Source organism: Leucobacter chromiisoli, assembly GCF_016522505.1.
Lineage (GTDB): Bacteria > Actinomycetota > Actinomycetes > Actinomycetales > Microbacteriaceae > Leucobacter > Leucobacter chromiisoli.
Genome location: NZ_JAEHOH010000010.1, coordinates 86,436 through 101,654 on the forward strand (window position 1 = coordinate 86,436; position 15,219 = coordinate 101,654).

Below are 15,219 nucleotides of genomic sequence, written 5' to 3' on the forward strand. Positions count from 1 at the left end.
CGGGTCCCTCGCCTATCCGCCCCGCGTCGGGCGGGCCCACTCCTCGTCGCGAAGCGAGAGCTCGCCCGCCATGTCGTCGAGGAAGCGGATGACCACCTCGCGCTCCTCGTCACTCAGGCGAGCAGCGGCGTGGAAGCGCTTCGCCTGCTGTCGGCCGACGGTCTGCATGGCAGCGGCCCGCGTCTCCGGCGTGATGGCGATCGCGAGCGCGCGGCGGTCGCTCGGGTGGGCGGCGCGCCTCACGTGACCCGCCCGTTCGAGCCGGTCGAGCAGCTTCGTCGTGGACGCGGTCGAGATCCCGAGATGCGAGGCGATCGCTCCCGGGGTCGCGACCGCGCCGCGGTTCTCGCAGACGATGAGGAAGTGGAGCGCGCGCATGTCGGTGTCGTTGAGCCTCATGTAGTCGCGGGAGGCCTCTGAGAGTCGCTGCTCCGCCTCGCGCAACCGGCCGAGTGCGGCCATCAGGCGGTTGATCTGCGGAATCTCCGCAGCATCCACCGACGTGCGATCGACCAGCTCGCCCCGCGGGTCGCTCGCGTCGAGGTCGTAGACGCTCGGGCGATCCGCCTCCCGGTGCTCGTCTGCTGCGGACATGATGCCATCGTATATCCCTCATGATTCGTGCTAGTCTTTTTTCTAGCTTGGCTAGCTAAATGGAGTCGCGGAGATCGGGGGACAGCTCATGCACGGGGTGGAGACGGATCAGAAGGTCGCCGCGGCCCGGTCGGAGCCTTCTCGCCCCGCGCGTCGGGTGCCGACGTGGGTGCGGGTGCTCGCGCCGGCGATCCTGATCGTCGCCTGGCTCGCGGGCGCCGCCGTCGGCGGTCCCTACTTCGGCAAGGTCGACGAGGTCTCCTCGAACGACCAGACGAGCTACCTTCCCGAATCGGCCGACGCGACCCAGGTGCAGCGCATGCTCTCCGACTTCACCGACTCCGACGCGATCCCCGCCATCGTGGTGTTCACCGGCGAGACGGAGCTCTCCGAGGGCGAGCTCGCGGAGATCGCCGATGCGCTCTCCGAGCTCTCGGGCGAGGCCGGCATCGACGGCGAGGTCTCGCCGCCCATCCCCTCGGAGGACGGCCGCGCGGTGCAGGCGTTCGTCCCCGTCGACGCCGAGGGAGAGGTCGGCGACGCCGTCGCGGAGCTGGGGGAGACGCTTCGCGCCGCGGCCCCCGCAGGCACGACAGTGCACGTGACGGGGCCGGCAGGGTTCACGGCGGATCTCGTCGCCGGCTTCGCGGGCATCGACGGACTGCTGCTCGGCGTCGCGCTGCTCGCCGTGCTCGTCATCCTCGTGATCGTCTACCGCTCGTTCCTGCTGCCGATCGCCGTCCTGTCGACGAGCCTGTTCGCGCTCTGCGTCGCGCTGCTGACCGTGTGGTGGCTCGCGAAGGCCGGCGTGCTGCTGCTGAGCGGGCAGACCCAGGGGATCCTGTTCATCCTCGTGATCGGTGCCGCCACCGACTACTCGCTGCTGTACGTCTCGCGCTACCGCGAGGAGCTGCGCCTGACCGAGGACCGCTGGGCGGCGAGCATGCGGGCCCTGCGCGGCTCGTTCGAGCCCATCGTCGCGTCGGGCGGCACGGTCATCGCCGGCCTCCTGTGCCTGCTGCTGAGCGATCTGAAGTCGAACAGCACGCTCGGCCCGGTGGCGTCGATCGGCATCGTCTTCGCCATGCTGTCGGCGCTCACGCTGCTGCCCGCGATGCTCTTCGTGTTCGGGCGCGCGGCGTTCTGGCCCCGGCGCCCGACCTACGAGCCCGAGGCGGTCGCGGCGGAGAACGGCATGCCCGCGCGCGGCCCGTGGCTGCGCCTCACCCGGCAGATCGCGCGCAGGCCGCGGACGATCTGGGTCGTCACCGCTCTGGTCCTGCTCGCGGGAGCGCTCGGCGCGACGCAGCTGCAGGCCTCGGGGGTGCCGCAGTCCGACCTGGTGCTCGGGGAGTCGGAGGCGCGGGACGGTCAGCGGGCTCTCGGCGAGCACTTCCCCGGCGGTTCGGGGAGCCCGGTGTACGTCGTCACGAGCGAGGACCGCCTGCAAGAGACGGCCGACCTGATGCTCGAGCACGCCGGGATCGAGAGCGTCTCCGCGGCCTCGGCCGACTCGCCGAGCGGCACGGCCGCCGTCACCGAGGACGGGCTGTCGGGGTTCGGCCCGCCCGCCGCACCGGGCGCGCCAGCACCCCCGGCGCCCGAGCCCACGGTCGCGCACGGGGACGTGCTGCTGCAGGGAACCCTCACGGCGGCCGCAGACTCGGACGAGGCGGCCGACGCGGTGCGGGATCTGCGCTCCCAGCTCCACGAGCAGGTGCCCGGCACCCTCGTGGGCGGCGTCACGGCGACGGCGATCGACACCAACGACGCCTCGATCCACGACCGCACCCTCATCATCCCGGTCGTGCTGGCGGTCATCCTCGTGATCCTGATGCTGCTGCTCCGCTCGATCCTCGCCCCGGTGCTGCTCATCCTCACGACCGTGCTCTCCTTCGGCACCGCGCTCGGCGTCGCCGCGCTGGTCTTCAACGGCGTCTTCGAGTTCCCCGGCGCGGATCCCGCGGTGCCGCTGTACGGCTTCGTCTTCCTCGTGGCCCTCGGGATCGACTACAACATCTTCCTCATGACCCGGGTGCGCGAGGAGTCGCTCGCGCACGGCACCCGCGAGGGGATCCTGCGCGGGCTCGCGATCACGGGAGGCGTGATCACCTCGGCCGGCCTCGTGCTCGCCGCGACCTTCGCGGCGCTGTCGGTGATCCCGATCCTGTTCCTCGTGCAGATCGCGTTCATCGTCGCCTTCGGCGTGCTGCTCGACACCTTCGTCGTGCGCTCGCTGCTGGTGCCCGCCCTCGCGACCGACATCGGCCCCGCGATCTGGTGGCCGTCGAGGCTCAGGGCCGCTCCCACGCCTCGACATCGCCGGGCACGACGGTGAAGAGCGGGTGGGGGCCCGGGGCGTCCCGGCTCCAGCGCTCCGCATCCGGCGGGCTCCGGCGCTCCAGCTTCGCGCCGAGGTGGCGCCACTCGTAGTCGAGCTGCCCGCGCGTGACCGGGATCCGACCGGTGCCGGGGGCGATCGGACGCAGGATCCTGCTCGCGTCGAAGCGGTAGCCCCGCGCGTCCGCCTCGGCGGCGACGCCGGAGAGGTAGGCGCCGATCGCCCCGAGCGGATCGGCGGTCGCCCGGAACCGCTCGAGCTGCGGATGATTCCGGTACCCCTTCGTGCGGTCGGCGAGCACCGCCTGCGCGAGCAGCGTCTCGCGCCAGCAGGCGACCAGCCCGGCGCGGTCGAGGTGCCGCGGGTGCAGCGACCAGATCCTCATGGAGCTCCCATCCTCGTGGGGCCCTCGGCAGCGGGCCACGCCCCATTATGCACACGGCGGAATCCGGCACAAGCCCCTGCTCCGGGGGTCGCATCGACGACAGGATCGTGATCACGGGCCGCGCTCAGCTGCGGCCTCGGGAGCGGCCCCGCAGCGCCGCAGGATCGGCTCGGCCGCGACGGAGGATCGCGCGTCCGAACCGCACGAGAGAGGAAGCGACATGACCCAGCAGAACCTGGAGACCCCCGAGGAGCTCATCCACTTCCAACTGCGCAGCGCGCTCACCATGGAGCAGCACTCGTTCGAGGCGCTCGAGGAGCTGCACAGCGCCGCAAGGAGCAGCGACGTGAAGCACCTCTTCACGCACCACGCGGATGAGACGAAGGAGCAGATCGCGAATCTCGAGAAGGTGTTCCAGCTCTTCGACTTCCGCGAATCGACCGCGCCGTCGCCCGCGACCACCGGGATCAAGAACCAGGCCGCCTCCCTCATCGAGCGCACCGACCCCAAGCTGCACGACCAGGTCACGCTCATGAGCGCGCTCGGCAACGAGCACTTCGAGATCTCCGCATACCAGGGCCTCATCCTCCAGGCGCAGGCGCTGCGGGCCCCCGACGCCGTGTCGCTGCTGCAGGCGAATCTCGACCAGGAGACCCACACGAGCGAGGAGCTGCACGACACGCTCAGAGACCTGCTGTCCTGACCCGGAAGCGAGGCGGAGGGAGCCACCATGACCACGGTCGCGCAGAACATCGTCGACACGCTCGAGGCGAACGGGGTGGGCCGGGTCTACGGCATTCCCGGCGACTCCCTCAACGGCTTCACCGACGCCTTGCGCACCTCGAAGATCGAGTGGGTGCACGTGCGGCACGAGGAGGCGGCCGCGTTCGCAGCGTCCGGCGAGGCCGCGACGACGGGCGAGCTGGCCGTCTGCGCCGGCAGCTGCGGACCGGGCAACCTGCACCTCATCAACGGGCTCTTCGACGCGCAGCGCTCGCGGGTCCCGGTGCTCGCGATCGCGGCGCACATTCCGAGCGGCGAGATCGGGTCGGGGTACTTCCAGGAGACGCACCCGCAGGAGCTCTTCCGCGAGTGCTCGGTCTACGTCGAGCACGTCTCCACGCCCGAGCAGATGCCCAGGATCCTGCGCATCGCGATGCAGACCGCCGTCGAGAAGCGGGGCGTCGCCGTCGTGGTGATCCCCGGGGACGTGGCGCTCGCCGACGCCGCGAGTACCGGGGTGGCGCGCATCTCGACAGCGCGACCGCGCGTGACGCCGGTCGAGGAGGATCTGCGCCGTGCGGCCGAGCTGCTGAACGGCGCGAAGAAGGTCACGATCCTCGCCGGTGCCGGCGTCGCGGGAGCGCACGACGAGGTGATCGAGCTCGCCGACGCCCTCGCCGCGCCGATCGTGCACGCGCTGCGGGGCAAGGAGCACATCGAGTACGACAACCCCTTCGACGTCGGCATGACCGGGCTGCTCGGCTTCGCCTCGGGCTATCGCGCCATGGAGAGCGCCGACACGATCCTGATGCTCGGCACCGACTTCCCGTACCAGCAGTTCTACCCGGAGCACGCGACGAAGATCCAGATCGACCTGCGCGGCGAGAACCTCGGGCGGCGCACGCCGCTCGACCTCGGCCTCGTGGGCGACGTGGGCGACACCGCCCGGGCGCTCCTGCCGCTGCTCGAGCGGCAGCGGAAGCGATCCCACCTGAAGAGCTCCACCGAGCACTACGCGAAGACCCGCCGCAAGCTCGACGAACTCGCCACTCCGGCGGGACGCGGCAAGGCGATCCACCCGCAGTACGTGGCGCGGCTCGTCGACGAGCTCGCCGATGAGGACGCCGTGTTCATCCCCGACGTCGGCTCGCCGGTCGTGTGGGCGGCACGGTACCTGACGATGAACGGGCGGCGGCGGCTCATCGGCTCCTTCACGCACGGATCGATGGCGAACGCCGTCTCGCAGGCCATCGGCGTGCAGGCCGCGCACCGGGATCGCCAGGTGATCGCGCTGGCGGGCGACGGCGGTCTCGCGATGCTGCTCGGGGAGCTGCTCACCCTGCATCAGAACGAGCCGCTCCCCGTGAAGATCGTCGTCTTCAACAACTCGTCGCTGAACTTCGTCGAGCTCGAGATGAAGGCCGCCGGGTTCGTGAACTACGGCACGGGGCTGAAGAACCCTGATCTCTCGGCCGTCGCCCGGGCCGTCGGCCTGCACGCGGCGCAGGTGCGCGACTCCTCCGAGCTGGAGCCGGCGCTGCGCGAGGCCCTCGAGCACCCGGGGCCCGCGCTCGTCGAGGTGATGACGGATCGGCAGGAGCTCTCGATGCCTCCGTCGATCAGCGCGGAGCAGATGAAGGGCTTCACGCTCTACGCGCTGCGCACGGTGCTCTCGGGGCGGGGCGACGAGGTGCTCGATCTCGCCAGAACGAATCTCCGGCAGATCCTGTAGACGCCGCCGGGATCCGCGGATCCGGGTTTGGTATCCTGGGTCCATGCAGTGGTACTTCTTCATCTAGGAGGCGGCGCGCGCCGCGCCGCAGGGCTCTCGGCCCCGGCTCGCGGCGACAGCACGTCATGGCCCTTCGGGCCGATGTCTCTCGCACGCGCCCCATCTTCCGTCGCGGCTTCCGTCCCTGCGCTGCCGCGGCTTCGTCGCGTCTGATCGCGGCGGGTCTCGCGTGCCCTGTCGAAGGAAGTATCTTGCGTACCCACTCAGCTCTTCCTGCGCGCTCCCGCGCGCAGATCACCCTGTCCAATGTCACGGTCGTCCGAGGCGGCGTCCGCGTGCTGCACCGCCTCGACCTGACCGTCACCGCCGCCTCCCGCATCGGCATCGTCGGCGAGAACGGCCGGGGGAAGTCGACCCTGCTGCACCTGCTCGCCGGGCCGGGGGACCGCGGATCCGAGGCCCGGACCGGATCCTCCTCGTCGCTCCCGCCGGATTCCCGTGCCGAGCCCGATCCGGCGCCGACCGAGGGGGCGGTGAGCCGCGTCGGCACGGTCGGTCTCGCCGAACAGGAGATGCCCGCCTCCGACTCGCGCACCGTCGGCGACGCGGTGCGCGAGTCGATCGCCGGCTCCGTGGCCGCTCTCGCCGAGCTCGACGCCGCGGGCCGGGCTCTCGCGGAGGCCCACGAGCCCGGGGAGACCGGAGATCCCGCGCAGATCGACGATCGGGCGGAGGAAAGCCCGGCCGATCGCTACGCCGCGGCCCTCGAGCGCGCCGAGGCGCTCGACGCGTGGGATGCGGAGCGACGCGTCCGGGTCGCGCTCGCCGAACTCGGCGCCGAGCAGGACTGGAGCCGCCCCCTCGGCGAGTTGTCGGTCGGGCAGCGCTACCGGGTACGGCTCGCGTGCCTGCTCGGGGGCGACGACGACATCCTGCTGCTCGACGAGCCGACAAACCACCTCGACGGCGCCGGCCTCGACTTCCTCACCGACCGATTGCGCGGCCGGCGCGGCGGCGTGGTCGTGGTCAGCCACGACCGGGCGCTGCTCGCGGACGTCGTCGAGACGATCGTCGACCTCGATCCCACGCCCGACGGTCGGCCGCGCATCACCGGCGGCGGCTACGAGGGATACCGGGAGGCCCGCGCCGCCGAGCGGGCGAGATGGGAGCAGCGCTACGAGCGCGAGCAGGAGGAGCGTCGGCTCCTCCAGGACGACCTCAGCGCGGCTCAGAACCGACTGGTGAGCGGCTGGCGTCCCGACAAGGGCACCGGCAAGCACCAGCGGGCGAGTCGCGCGGGCGGCATCGCGCAGGCGGTGCATCGCCGCCGGGCGGCGCTCGAGGCGCACGCCGTCACGATGCCCGAGCCCCCGCTGCGTCTCCGATTCCCGGAGCTCGCGGCGAGGCCCGGTGAGCCGCTGCTGCGCGCGGACGCTGTGGCGGCCGAGGGGCGGTTGGCGTCTCCCGTCTCGCTCGAACTCGACGGCGGCTCGAAGCTCGTGGTCACGGGGCCGAACGGCGCCGGCAAGTCGACCCTGCTGGCGATCCTCGCCGGAGAGCTGAGCCCGAGTGCCGGCCGGGTGAGCCGGGCGCCGGGGGCGCGCGTCGCGCTGCTGCGCCAGGAGTCGTCGCTGCCGCTGGATCGCTCCGCCCGCGAGGCATTCGAGACCGCCCTCGGTCGACTGATCTCCCGCGGCGCGCTGTCCGAGGGCGAGGCGGTGAGCCTGTCATCGCTCGGGCTGCTGCGGCCCGCCGAGCGTGGCAAGCGGATCGGCGAGCTCTCGATGGGCCAGCGGCGGCGTCTCGACCTGGCGCTCGTGCTCGCCGCGCGGCCCCGGGTGCTGCTGCTCGACGAACCCACGAACCACCTGTCGATCGCGCTCGTCGACGAGATGACCGAGGCGCTGCGCGCGACGCCGTCGGCCGTGGTGGTGTCGAGCCACGACCGTCAGCTGCTGCGGGATCTGGGGGAGTGGCCGCGGCTGCAGCTGCGCGCCGGCTACTCGAAGGCCGCCCGCCCCATCCCCGTGATGTAGGCGGCCTGCCCCACGTGGGTGATCGCGTCGACCGAGATGCTGACGAGACGGGCGCCGCGGCTGACGGGCGGATCCCACTGCTCGTCGACGATCTCGTCGAGGGAGGCGTCGCTCAGGGTGCGCAGATAGCTCAGCTGCGCGGCGACCACCGCGTCGAGGTGCTCGAGCAGCAGCTCCGCATCGTCGACCCGGATCGCCCGCGCCTCGGCGGAGGAGTGGCCGTAGCCGATCTCGTGGGCGGCGGTGCCGAGGGCGAAGCGCTGCTCGAAGCCCTGCGCCGTCCAGACCGGCTCGTCGCCCGAGAGGTGCGAGAGCTGCTCGTCGAGCTCGCGGGCCGCGTGCCACAGCAGCCAGGCGACCGAGTTGTCGTGGTGGGGATGCGCGTTCAGCAGCTCCGGCGTGAGCGAGGGGCGCAGCGCCTCGGCGCTCTCGCGGGTGCGCTCGGCCAGGTCGGTGAGGATCTCGATCGCGTTCATGCAGGCCAGGATAGGCGCGCCGCCAGGCCGTGGCTAGGGGGTGGCGGGCGGGACGCGGCCCGCGCCCGTGCCGCTTCGACGCCGATCCCGTGCCGCCACTCCCGAGCTGCGCAGGTCGTTTTGATTCCGCTTCCGTGTTGAGGTACAGTTATCTCTCGGTGCCGCGCTCCTCCGAGCTGCGGAATCCCACCCTTGGGGTATGGTGTAATTGGCAACACAGCGGTTTCTGGTACCGCCATTCTTGGTTCGAGTCCAGGTACCCCAGCAGAGAGAACGCCCGGTCGGATGAGAATCCGACCGGGCGTTCCGTCGTTCCCGGCGACCGCGTGTGCGAGCCGGCGTTGCCCGTGGTCCGGGTTCATCTGCTTGGCGCTTTTCGACATGCATCGCTAAAGTGGCACTCAGGGAAGGAAAGAGTGCGTCTCGCGTGCATCGGCACGAGCTTGGGGGAGCGAGGGGACCAGCGCGCCTGACAGGTGCATATGGAGCGTGCGACCGGCCGCGCCGAAGGTGGCGGTGCGCAGGGTGCCCCGCGCGTCTCGGCCACCGTGTTCCGCCGCCCGCGGCTGCTCGAACGCCTGGACTCGTGGCCCGACATCACCGTCGTGCACGGGCCCATCGGCTCCGGCAAGACGACGCTGCTCGCCTCGTGGGTCGCATCCTTGGCATCCCCGGTGCTCTGGTGCGAGCCCGAGGCGGGGGCCCTGCCGTTCTCCGAACTGGAGGCGTTCGCCGCGGCGGGAGCGGGCGTGCTGGTGATCGACCTCGGGGAGCGGGCTGACGCCGCGCAGTTCGCGCGCCTCGGATCCCTCATCGATCGCTCACCGCGGCTGCGAGTGGCGGTGGCGACCCGGAGCACGCGCACCGCGCGGGAACTCGCGGCGGCGTCCGACGCGGCGCTCGACGTCATCGGACCGGCCGACCTGCTCGTCACCCTGGACGAGCTTCGCGACGCCGACCTGCTCGACGGCGACGACGCCCGGCTCGAGCTGCTGCGGCGCTCCGAGGGGCTGGCGGTGGCGGTGCGCGCCAAGATCGACGACGCGCTCGGCCGAACCTCCGGTGCGCGCGAGCGGCTGCGGCGGCTGCTGCGCAGCGAGCTCGGCGCGCACGGCGGACGCTACGAAGCCGCTCTGCGCGTCGCACTGCTGCCCCGAGTCGACCGCGCGATCCTCGCCGGCTGGGAGATCCCCGACCGGTTCGTCGACGATCTGGACGAGGCCGGTCTCGCGGAGTGGGACGACGACTGGCTGCGCATGCACCCCTACATCCGCGGGGTGCTCGCCGAAGACGCGGAGCAGCAGCTGCCCCTCGTCGAGCGCCGTCGCCTGCTCGCCGCCGCCGTGCGCTCCTCGCTCGTCGAGCGGGATCCGCTCCAGGGCCTGCGCACGGCGTTCGAGCTCCGCGACCTCGGCCTCGCGACCGAGGTCGTCTTCGCGAACATGGTCGAGCTGCTGGAGGCGCGCGACGCGACGTACGAGGTGTTCCAGGGGATCCCGCCGTCGGATCTCCGGGGATACCCGGGCCTCACGGTGCTGCTCGCGCTGCTCTCCAACATGGATCCGGATACGCGACCGCGAGCGCTGCAGCTGCTCGCCACCGAGTCGATCTTCCAGCGGCTGCATCCGAGTCGCGGCCTGCACCGGGAGCGCGTGGTCTACCGCGCGTTCGAGGCCGCGGCGCTGCGGCTCACGCCGTTCTCCGGCCGCGCGCTTCCGCTCATCCGGCGTGCCGTCGAGGACTTCTCGGCGCTCAGCGACGAGGACGTGGACGCGCTGGGCAGGATGGGGCCGATGCTGCAGGTGCATCTCGGGATCGGCGCCTTCTATCTGCGCGATCTCGAGCTCGCCCGGCGCTGCTTCGAGATGGCCGACGCCAAGCACATCGAGGCCGGTCGGGCCGATCGGGTCGACCCGCTCTCCATGCGGGCCGGCCTCGCTGCGCTGAGCGGCGATCTGCCGCTCGCACGCCGCCTGCTCGAGGAGGCCGATGCGGCGGAGTGGCCCGCAGGGTGGCGCGGCTCCAGCCCCGCGGACTTCTTCAATCTCGGCAGAGCGGTGCTCGCGCTCGAGGACGGCGACCCGCACGCCGCCGAGGCGCACCTCGACGCGGCCGGACCGACCGTCGACATCATCGAGCACTGGACCCTCTACGCGCTCGTCCGCGCCCGCCGCGACCGCCTCGCGGGCGAGGTCGAGGCGGGGCTCATGCGCGTGCAGCGGCTGCGCGAGCAGCGAGGCGCGGCGCCCGGCACCGCCATGGCGCGGAGCCTCCTCGACGCCGCGGAGGCCGAGCTGCGCCTGGCCTCGGGGGAGGCCGTCACCGCTCGCCGCGTCGCCGCGCGCTCGGCGAAGCACAGCGCGGTGTGCCGCCTCGTCCTCGCCCGAGCCGAGCTCGCCCTGGATCGCACCTCCGAGGCCGCGGTCCACGCTCAGCGGGTGCTCGGAGCGCCGGCGGCGACCCCGCGCAGCCGCCTCGAGGCGGAGCTGGTGCTCGCGTGCTCGGCGCTGCGCGCCGGCCACCCGCGCGACGTCGAGGTCTTCGCGACGCGCATCTCCGAGCTCGTCCGCAGCACGGAGGTCCGCGCACCGCTGCGCACCATCGCCCCGCGCGACCGCGAGCCGCTCGTCGACGCGCTGCTGCGAGCCGGGGTCGCAGAGGCGATCACCTCGCTCGTCGCGGCGGAGGCGCTCCCCGCCGAAGCCGAGGTCGAACCGCTTGTCGCGCTCACCCCTCGCGAGCAGGCCGTGCTCGAGGCGCTCGTGGACGCCGGGACGATGGACGAGATCGCCGCGCGGCTGTTCGTGTCGCGCAACACGGTGAAGTCGCAGCTGCGCAACGTCTACCGGAAGCTGGGGGTCTCCTCGCGCGAGGCCGCGCTCAGTCGCGCCGCCCTGCTCGGACTGCTCGAAGAGCCGGCGGCTTGAACCGGCTCGGGCGATCAGTGCAGCAGTCGCTCGATCTCGGCCGCGACGTTCTGGCGGGCGCGCTGCTCCCAGAGCCCCTGCGCCGCGATCGTGCGGTAGATCGTCGGCTGCTCCAGGTACCCGGCTAGGATGCGGGATCGGCCCGCGGCGAAATCCGCGTCGGGCACGTGGGCGTACTCGGTGCGCACGGCCGTCGCGTACTGCTCGTACCGGTGCGGCGACGAGGCGAAGATCGCGAGGTCCGCGTCGAGCAGGTGGGCGAGCGGCGGCGCGGGATCCCGAACCCGCAGCGCCGGGGCGGTCGAGACGATGAACTCGCCGACCTGGCCGACCAGCGCGGGGTCGAGGCCGAGGTCGCCGAGGGTCGTGGTGGCGAGGTGCGCGGAGGCGAGCTCGTCCGAGTCGGTGCCGGCGTAGACGGCGTCGTGGAACCAGGCGGCCAGGAGAGTGACGGGGGAGAGGCGCTCGCCGCGGGTCGCGAGGTGATCGAGGGCGAGCAGCACGTCCTCGAGGTGCCGCTCGTCGTGGTAGGTGCGGTGCGGCTCGTTCCATCGGGCGATGAGGTGCTCGCCGAGACGGTGCCAGTCGTCTGCGGCTCGGGCGGCGACCTGGGTCTCGCCGGCCGCGGTCGTGGCGCCGCTGAGCTCGGCGAGCATCGCCCACTCGGCGTGCAGGTACTGCCGGCGCCGGATCGGGGTCATCGTCTCGCGCTCGATCTGCCGCACGCGCAGCCCGGTGTCGCGCAGTCGGTGGACGATGTCCTTCGCGGTGACGGGCAGTGCGCCGCGAGCGACGGCCTCCTCGTAGCGGGCGGCGGGCAGGTCGTAGTGGTCGAGGTCGAAGCCGCGCCGGGGAATCCCGAGACGCCTGGCGAAGGCGTGCAGCTCGTCGTAGTCGGTGTCGGAGACGAGGTGGCTCCACAGGGTGCCGTGGGCCGGCCACGCGGGCGGGTCGATGAGGATCGCCATGGATTCAGGGTAATGGTGCGACAGTAGAGCTCGCCGGTGCCGTATCCGACTGCCGAGGAAGCTGGGGCCCACGATCGGTTTCGCAGAGATCGAACCTGATTAAGCTCCTTGAACGGGCCCCGAGGATCTCCCTCCTGCTTATGGGATCCCACTGGAACCTAGGAACCGATTCAGTTGTTCTTGGTTCGAGTCCAGGTACCCCAGCCATAAAAATGGCGAGATTCCGCGGCTATCCAGCCCATCCGCCCACTCCGTAACTCGGCCCGTTTCGGGCAGTTTTACCACTTTGGTCACCAGAAACCCTCCCGTCGCCCCTGTTCTCGGGCTTCTCGGCGGGGGAGTGCCGGGTGCTACCGGACGCTCCCGGTGGGAGACGTACCTGCCCGGTATGGACCTCCACCCGCCCCTCACCCCCGTGTTCCTCACTCAACGTGAGGTCGCCGACCTCCTTCGCGTGCCTGTCCGCACTGTCGAGGACTGGCGGCTCACGCGCTCGGGACCGCCGTGGGTGAAGCTCGGACGGCACGTCCGTTACGAGCAGGCGGAACTGCTTGCCTGGGTGAAGGAACACCGCCATGGGTAGGCCCCGCATCCGCGCCGGAGAGGTCGGCACGGTCCAGATCACGAGGCTCGCGAAAGGCAAGATTCGTGCTCGTGCGAGAGCGCGGGACGACGCCGGAGTACTCCATCAGATCGTCGCCGTCGCCGCGACGGAGGAAGCGGCGCGGATCGATCTGCGCCGCAAGGTCGAAGCGCTCAGCTCGTCTTCGTTTCTCGGGCTCACGGGTGCGAACACGATCGCCGAAGCATCCGTGTCCTGGCTGGAACAGGTGAGAGCGCGAGCGGTCGCCGGATCGCTGACGTTCTCGACGTACGAGTCGTACTCGGGAACCGTGCGCTGCGTGCTGCTGCCGCAGTGCGGCGGAATAACTCTCGACGCATTGACCGTGGGCCGGTGCGATCGGATCATCCAGGCGATCATGCTCGGATGCAGCGTCTCCGCCGCCCGCCGCGTCCGCGCCGTGCTCGGGCAGATCTGCGGCCACGCCGTGCGGGATGATGCGATCCCGTTCAACCCGGTGCGGGATGTGCAGCGGCTGCCTTTGCCGGAGAAGAAGACCTCGATCCTCACGCCCGAGCAGATCGCCGGGATCCGCGAGCTCATGCAGCAGTGGCGCGTGAAGCCCGGCAACGGTCCGCGTCCCGACTATCGGGCGCTCATCGACGGGATGGACATCATGCTCGGCACCTCCGCGCGCGTAGGGGAGTGTATCGGCCTGAGACGGTGCGACGTGGACATGACGGTGTCGCCGCCAACGGTGCTCATCGGTGGGACGATCGTGCAGACCAAAGAGCAGGGCATTCACCGGAAGAATTCGCCCAAGCGCACGAGACAACGCCGCCGCGTGGCGCTTCCCGCGCTGTCGGCGGGTGCCGTGCGTCGTCGCCTCGCGTTGGCGGGGCGGGGGAAGGAGGCGCTGTTGTTTGCGACGAAGAACGGCAATCCGATCAGCGTCAGCAACTACGAACGTCTCTTGCGCTCTTTCGTCGACGACAACCGCGATGCCCTCGAGAAGCTCGGCGTGGAGGTCGATCAGTACTCCACGCACATCTACCGCCGCACGACCGCGACGCTCGTTGAGCGCGCGGCGGGCCTCACACTCGCATCGCGTTTGCTCGGGCACGCGAACGAGCAGATCACGAGAACCAGCTACGTCGTCAGCGCCGAAGAGGTCGACCCCATCACTGTCGACGTGCTCGACCAGATCCTGGGGAGTTGACCACGCGAAGAAACTCTCTTGCCGAGTCAGTATTTTCGTTATACATTAATGACATGAGCGAGCGCGAGACGATCAACGGAGTTCCCGTCACCGAGGAGCAGATCGGCGCTTGGGCCGCCGAAGCCGAGGCTGGCTATGATGTTGCGGCATTGAAGAAGCGAGGTCGCGGACGTCCAGGTCGAGGGGCTGAGCCGTCTCAGGTAGTCGCGCTCCGGCTCACACTTGAAGAGATCGCCGCGATCGACGAGCGCGCAGAGCGTGAGGGCAAGTCACGCTCAGAAGTCATCCGCGAAGCGCTTCATCTATCGGCAGCGTGAACGTTCACGACTCGGCACTGAAGCACGGCGTTCTCCGTGAAGACGCGATCCAAGCAGCGACATGGGCGATATGGATTGAGGATCTCGACGAGAACAGTCCGGCACGGCAGTTGCGGCTCGGCTTCGACGCTCGCGGTCGACTCTTAGAGACAGTCGTTCTCGTCTTCGACAGCGGCAATGAGTTGGTGATTCACGCAATGAAAGCTCGACCGCAGATGATCGACCTGCTGCCCTAATCGGATACCTTGTTCAATATTCGCGCGAGTACTTGCCGTTGCCGCGGAGTGCAGCCGTCGATGCCCTTCTTCTCGACAGTGAGCGCCCACCAGAGTGTCTGCTCGATGCCGCAATCACCGCAGGTACGCGAGGAAACCACACCCCACGCGCCCATCCGAGGCGGAAAATCCCATCCCGCTTCGAAGGCTTCCTCGGAGGTCAGCATTGCGGTCGTGCCGCACGCCTCGTACCAGTGTTCGAATCGCTCTTCCTTCATGGCGTTGAGGATAGCTCTGACATCCGACAATCCCTGCTGCATTGAATCGAGTTCGGTCAGGGCTGTTCAGTAAATCCGCGTGGTCCGTCGGCTGAGGAACAGGGCATCGTCCTGAACGCGAGATGGGCTGCATACCTATCGAGTAGAGGAGCACTCTCGGAAAGGAGGAATAGCTCCGTGATCGTGCGGTGAGTTGTCGCGCCTGCGGGTGTGATGAAGACGCTCGGAAGTAGCTGCGGTGTCGAGAATTCGTGGTTGACGTTCCATCGGAACGAAGCTAAGATTCCGGAACTGCCACCGGTTCAGACCGCCCAGATCCACGATTTTTCTAAGAGAGGGGGCGGTGGTGTCGATTCGGCACCACCGTAAAAGGCTCAAATTATGGCCTTCGGCGGAACAGGGAGCGGGTGTGCCGAATCGGCACCCCCGCTAGGTTCAAGATTCGG

At 70.3% G+C, this 15,219-nt stretch carries 15 protein-coding genes and 1 tRNA gene; 10 read left to right on the plus strand and 6 right to left on the minus strand.

The window, feature by feature from the left end:
* Positions 1 to 12 precede the first annotated feature (12 nt).
* On the minus strand, positions 13 to 594 hold the full coding sequence (locus JD276_RS08105) for a MarR family winged helix-turn-helix transcriptional regulator (RefSeq protein WP_200115140.1): 582 nt from the start codon (positions 592 to 594) through the stop codon (positions 13 to 15).
* A gap of 88 nt (positions 595 to 682) precedes the next feature.
* Here JD276_RS08105 and JD276_RS08110 point away from each other — a divergent pair, with 88 nt between their 5' ends.
* Complete coding sequence (locus JD276_RS08110) at positions 683 to 2,932, plus strand: MMPL family transporter (protein WP_200115141.1); 2,250 nt, start codon at positions 683 to 685, stop codon at positions 2,930 to 2,932.
* Here JD276_RS08110 and JD276_RS08115 read toward each other — a convergent pair.
* Positions 2,889 to 3,320 (minus strand): pyrimidine dimer DNA glycosylase/endonuclease V, encoded by a 432-nt coding sequence (locus JD276_RS08115; protein ID WP_200115142.1) that lies wholly within the window; start codon positions 3,318 to 3,320, stop codon positions 2,889 to 2,891. The two genes, JD276_RS08110 and JD276_RS08115, sit on opposite strands and share 44 nt — an antisense overlap.
* 220 nt (positions 3,321 to 3,540) lie before the next feature.
* On the opposite strand from JD276_RS08115, the gene JD276_RS08120 reads away from it, so the two are divergent.
* The 3 genes from JD276_RS08120 to JD276_RS08130 all read left to right on the plus strand — a co-directional run bounded on the left by JD276_RS08120 (position 3,541) and on the right by JD276_RS08130 (position 7,811).
* Positions 3,541 to 4,023, plus strand: coding sequence for a YciE/YciF ferroxidase family protein (locus JD276_RS08120; protein ID WP_200115143.1), 483 nt, complete (start codon positions 3,541 to 3,543; stop codon positions 4,021 to 4,023).
* Between the two features lie 27 nt (positions 4,024 to 4,050).
* Complete coding sequence (gene poxB / locus JD276_RS08125) at positions 4,051 to 5,775, plus strand: ubiquinone-dependent pyruvate dehydrogenase (RefSeq protein WP_200115144.1); 1,725 nt, start codon at positions 4,051 to 4,053, stop codon at positions 5,773 to 5,775.
* Between the two features lie 251 nt (positions 5,776 to 6,026).
* Entirely contained in the window at positions 6,027 to 7,811 is a 1,785-nt protein-coding gene (locus JD276_RS08130; protein WP_233615473.1) for an ATP-binding cassette domain-containing protein, read from the plus strand.
* Here JD276_RS08130 and JD276_RS08135 read toward each other — a convergent pair.
* On the minus strand, positions 7,775 to 8,287 hold the full coding sequence (locus JD276_RS08135; RefSeq protein WP_200115146.1) for a mycothiol transferase: 513 nt from the start codon (positions 8,285 to 8,287) through the stop codon (positions 7,775 to 7,777). The genes JD276_RS08130 and JD276_RS08135 overlap by 37 nt on opposite strands.
* 193 nt (positions 8,288 to 8,480) lie before the next feature.
* Here JD276_RS08135 and JD276_RS08140 point away from each other — a divergent pair.
* Together JD276_RS08140 and JD276_RS08145 are read left to right on the plus strand one after the other, a co-directional pair.
* Positions 8,481 to 8,552, plus strand: a tRNA-Gln gene (locus JD276_RS08140).
* Positions 8,553 to 8,769: 217 nt separating this feature from the next.
* Positions 8,770 to 11,214, plus strand: a complete 2,445-nt coding sequence (locus tag JD276_RS08145; protein ID WP_200115147.1) for a LuxR C-terminal-related transcriptional regulator — start codon at positions 8,770 to 8,772, stop codon at positions 11,212 to 11,214.
* Between the two features lie 14 nt (positions 11,215 to 11,228).
* Here the strand turns inward: JD276_RS08145 and JD276_RS08150 are convergent, their stop codons facing one another.
* Complete coding sequence (locus JD276_RS08150) at positions 11,229 to 12,182, minus strand: DUF4031 domain-containing protein (protein WP_200115148.1); 954 nt, start codon at positions 12,180 to 12,182, stop codon at positions 11,229 to 11,231.
* Positions 12,183 to 12,570: 388 nt separating this feature from the next.
* Here JD276_RS08150 and JD276_RS08155 point away from each other — a divergent pair, with 388 nt between their 5' ends.
* On the plus strand, positions 12,571 to 12,765 hold the full coding sequence (locus tag JD276_RS08155) for a helix-turn-helix domain-containing protein (protein ID WP_200115149.1): 195 nt from the start codon (positions 12,571 to 12,573) through the stop codon (positions 12,763 to 12,765).
* Between the two features lie 105 nt (positions 12,766 to 12,870).
* Here JD276_RS08155 and JD276_RS15910 read toward each other — a convergent pair whose 3' ends face one another.
* Positions 12,871 to 13,164: a hypothetical protein gene (locus tag JD276_RS15910; protein WP_233615474.1), complete on the minus strand. Its 294-nt coding sequence runs from the start codon at positions 13,162 to 13,164 to the stop codon at positions 12,871 to 12,873.
* On the opposite strand from JD276_RS15910, the gene JD276_RS08160 reads away from it, so the two are divergent.
* From JD276_RS08160 to JD276_RS08170, 3 genes are read left to right on the plus strand one after another with little or no spacing between them, the layout of a single operon-like run.
* Entirely contained in the window at positions 13,163 to 13,963 is an 801-nt protein-coding gene (locus JD276_RS08160; protein WP_233615475.1) for a tyrosine-type recombinase/integrase, read from the plus strand. The two genes, JD276_RS15910 and JD276_RS08160, sit on opposite strands and share 2 nt — an antisense overlap.
* A 53-nt stretch (positions 13,964 to 14,016) precedes the next feature.
* Positions 14,017 to 14,280: a ribbon-helix-helix protein, CopG family gene (locus JD276_RS08165; protein WP_200115151.1), complete on the plus strand. Its 264-nt coding sequence runs from the start codon at positions 14,017 to 14,019 to the stop codon at positions 14,278 to 14,280.
* On the plus strand, positions 14,277 to 14,516 hold the full coding sequence (locus JD276_RS08170; RefSeq protein ID WP_200115152.1) for a toxin: 240 nt from the start codon (positions 14,277 to 14,279) through the stop codon (positions 14,514 to 14,516). The genes JD276_RS08165 and JD276_RS08170 overlap by 4 nt, the downstream gene beginning before the upstream one ends.
* Here JD276_RS08170 and JD276_RS08175 read toward each other — a convergent pair.
* On the minus strand, positions 14,513 to 14,773 hold the full coding sequence (locus tag JD276_RS08175) for a hypothetical protein (RefSeq protein ID WP_200115153.1): 261 nt from the start codon (positions 14,771 to 14,773) through the stop codon (positions 14,513 to 14,515). The two genes, JD276_RS08170 and JD276_RS08175, sit on opposite strands and share 4 nt — an antisense overlap.
* Positions 14,774 to 15,219 lie beyond the last annotated feature (446 nt).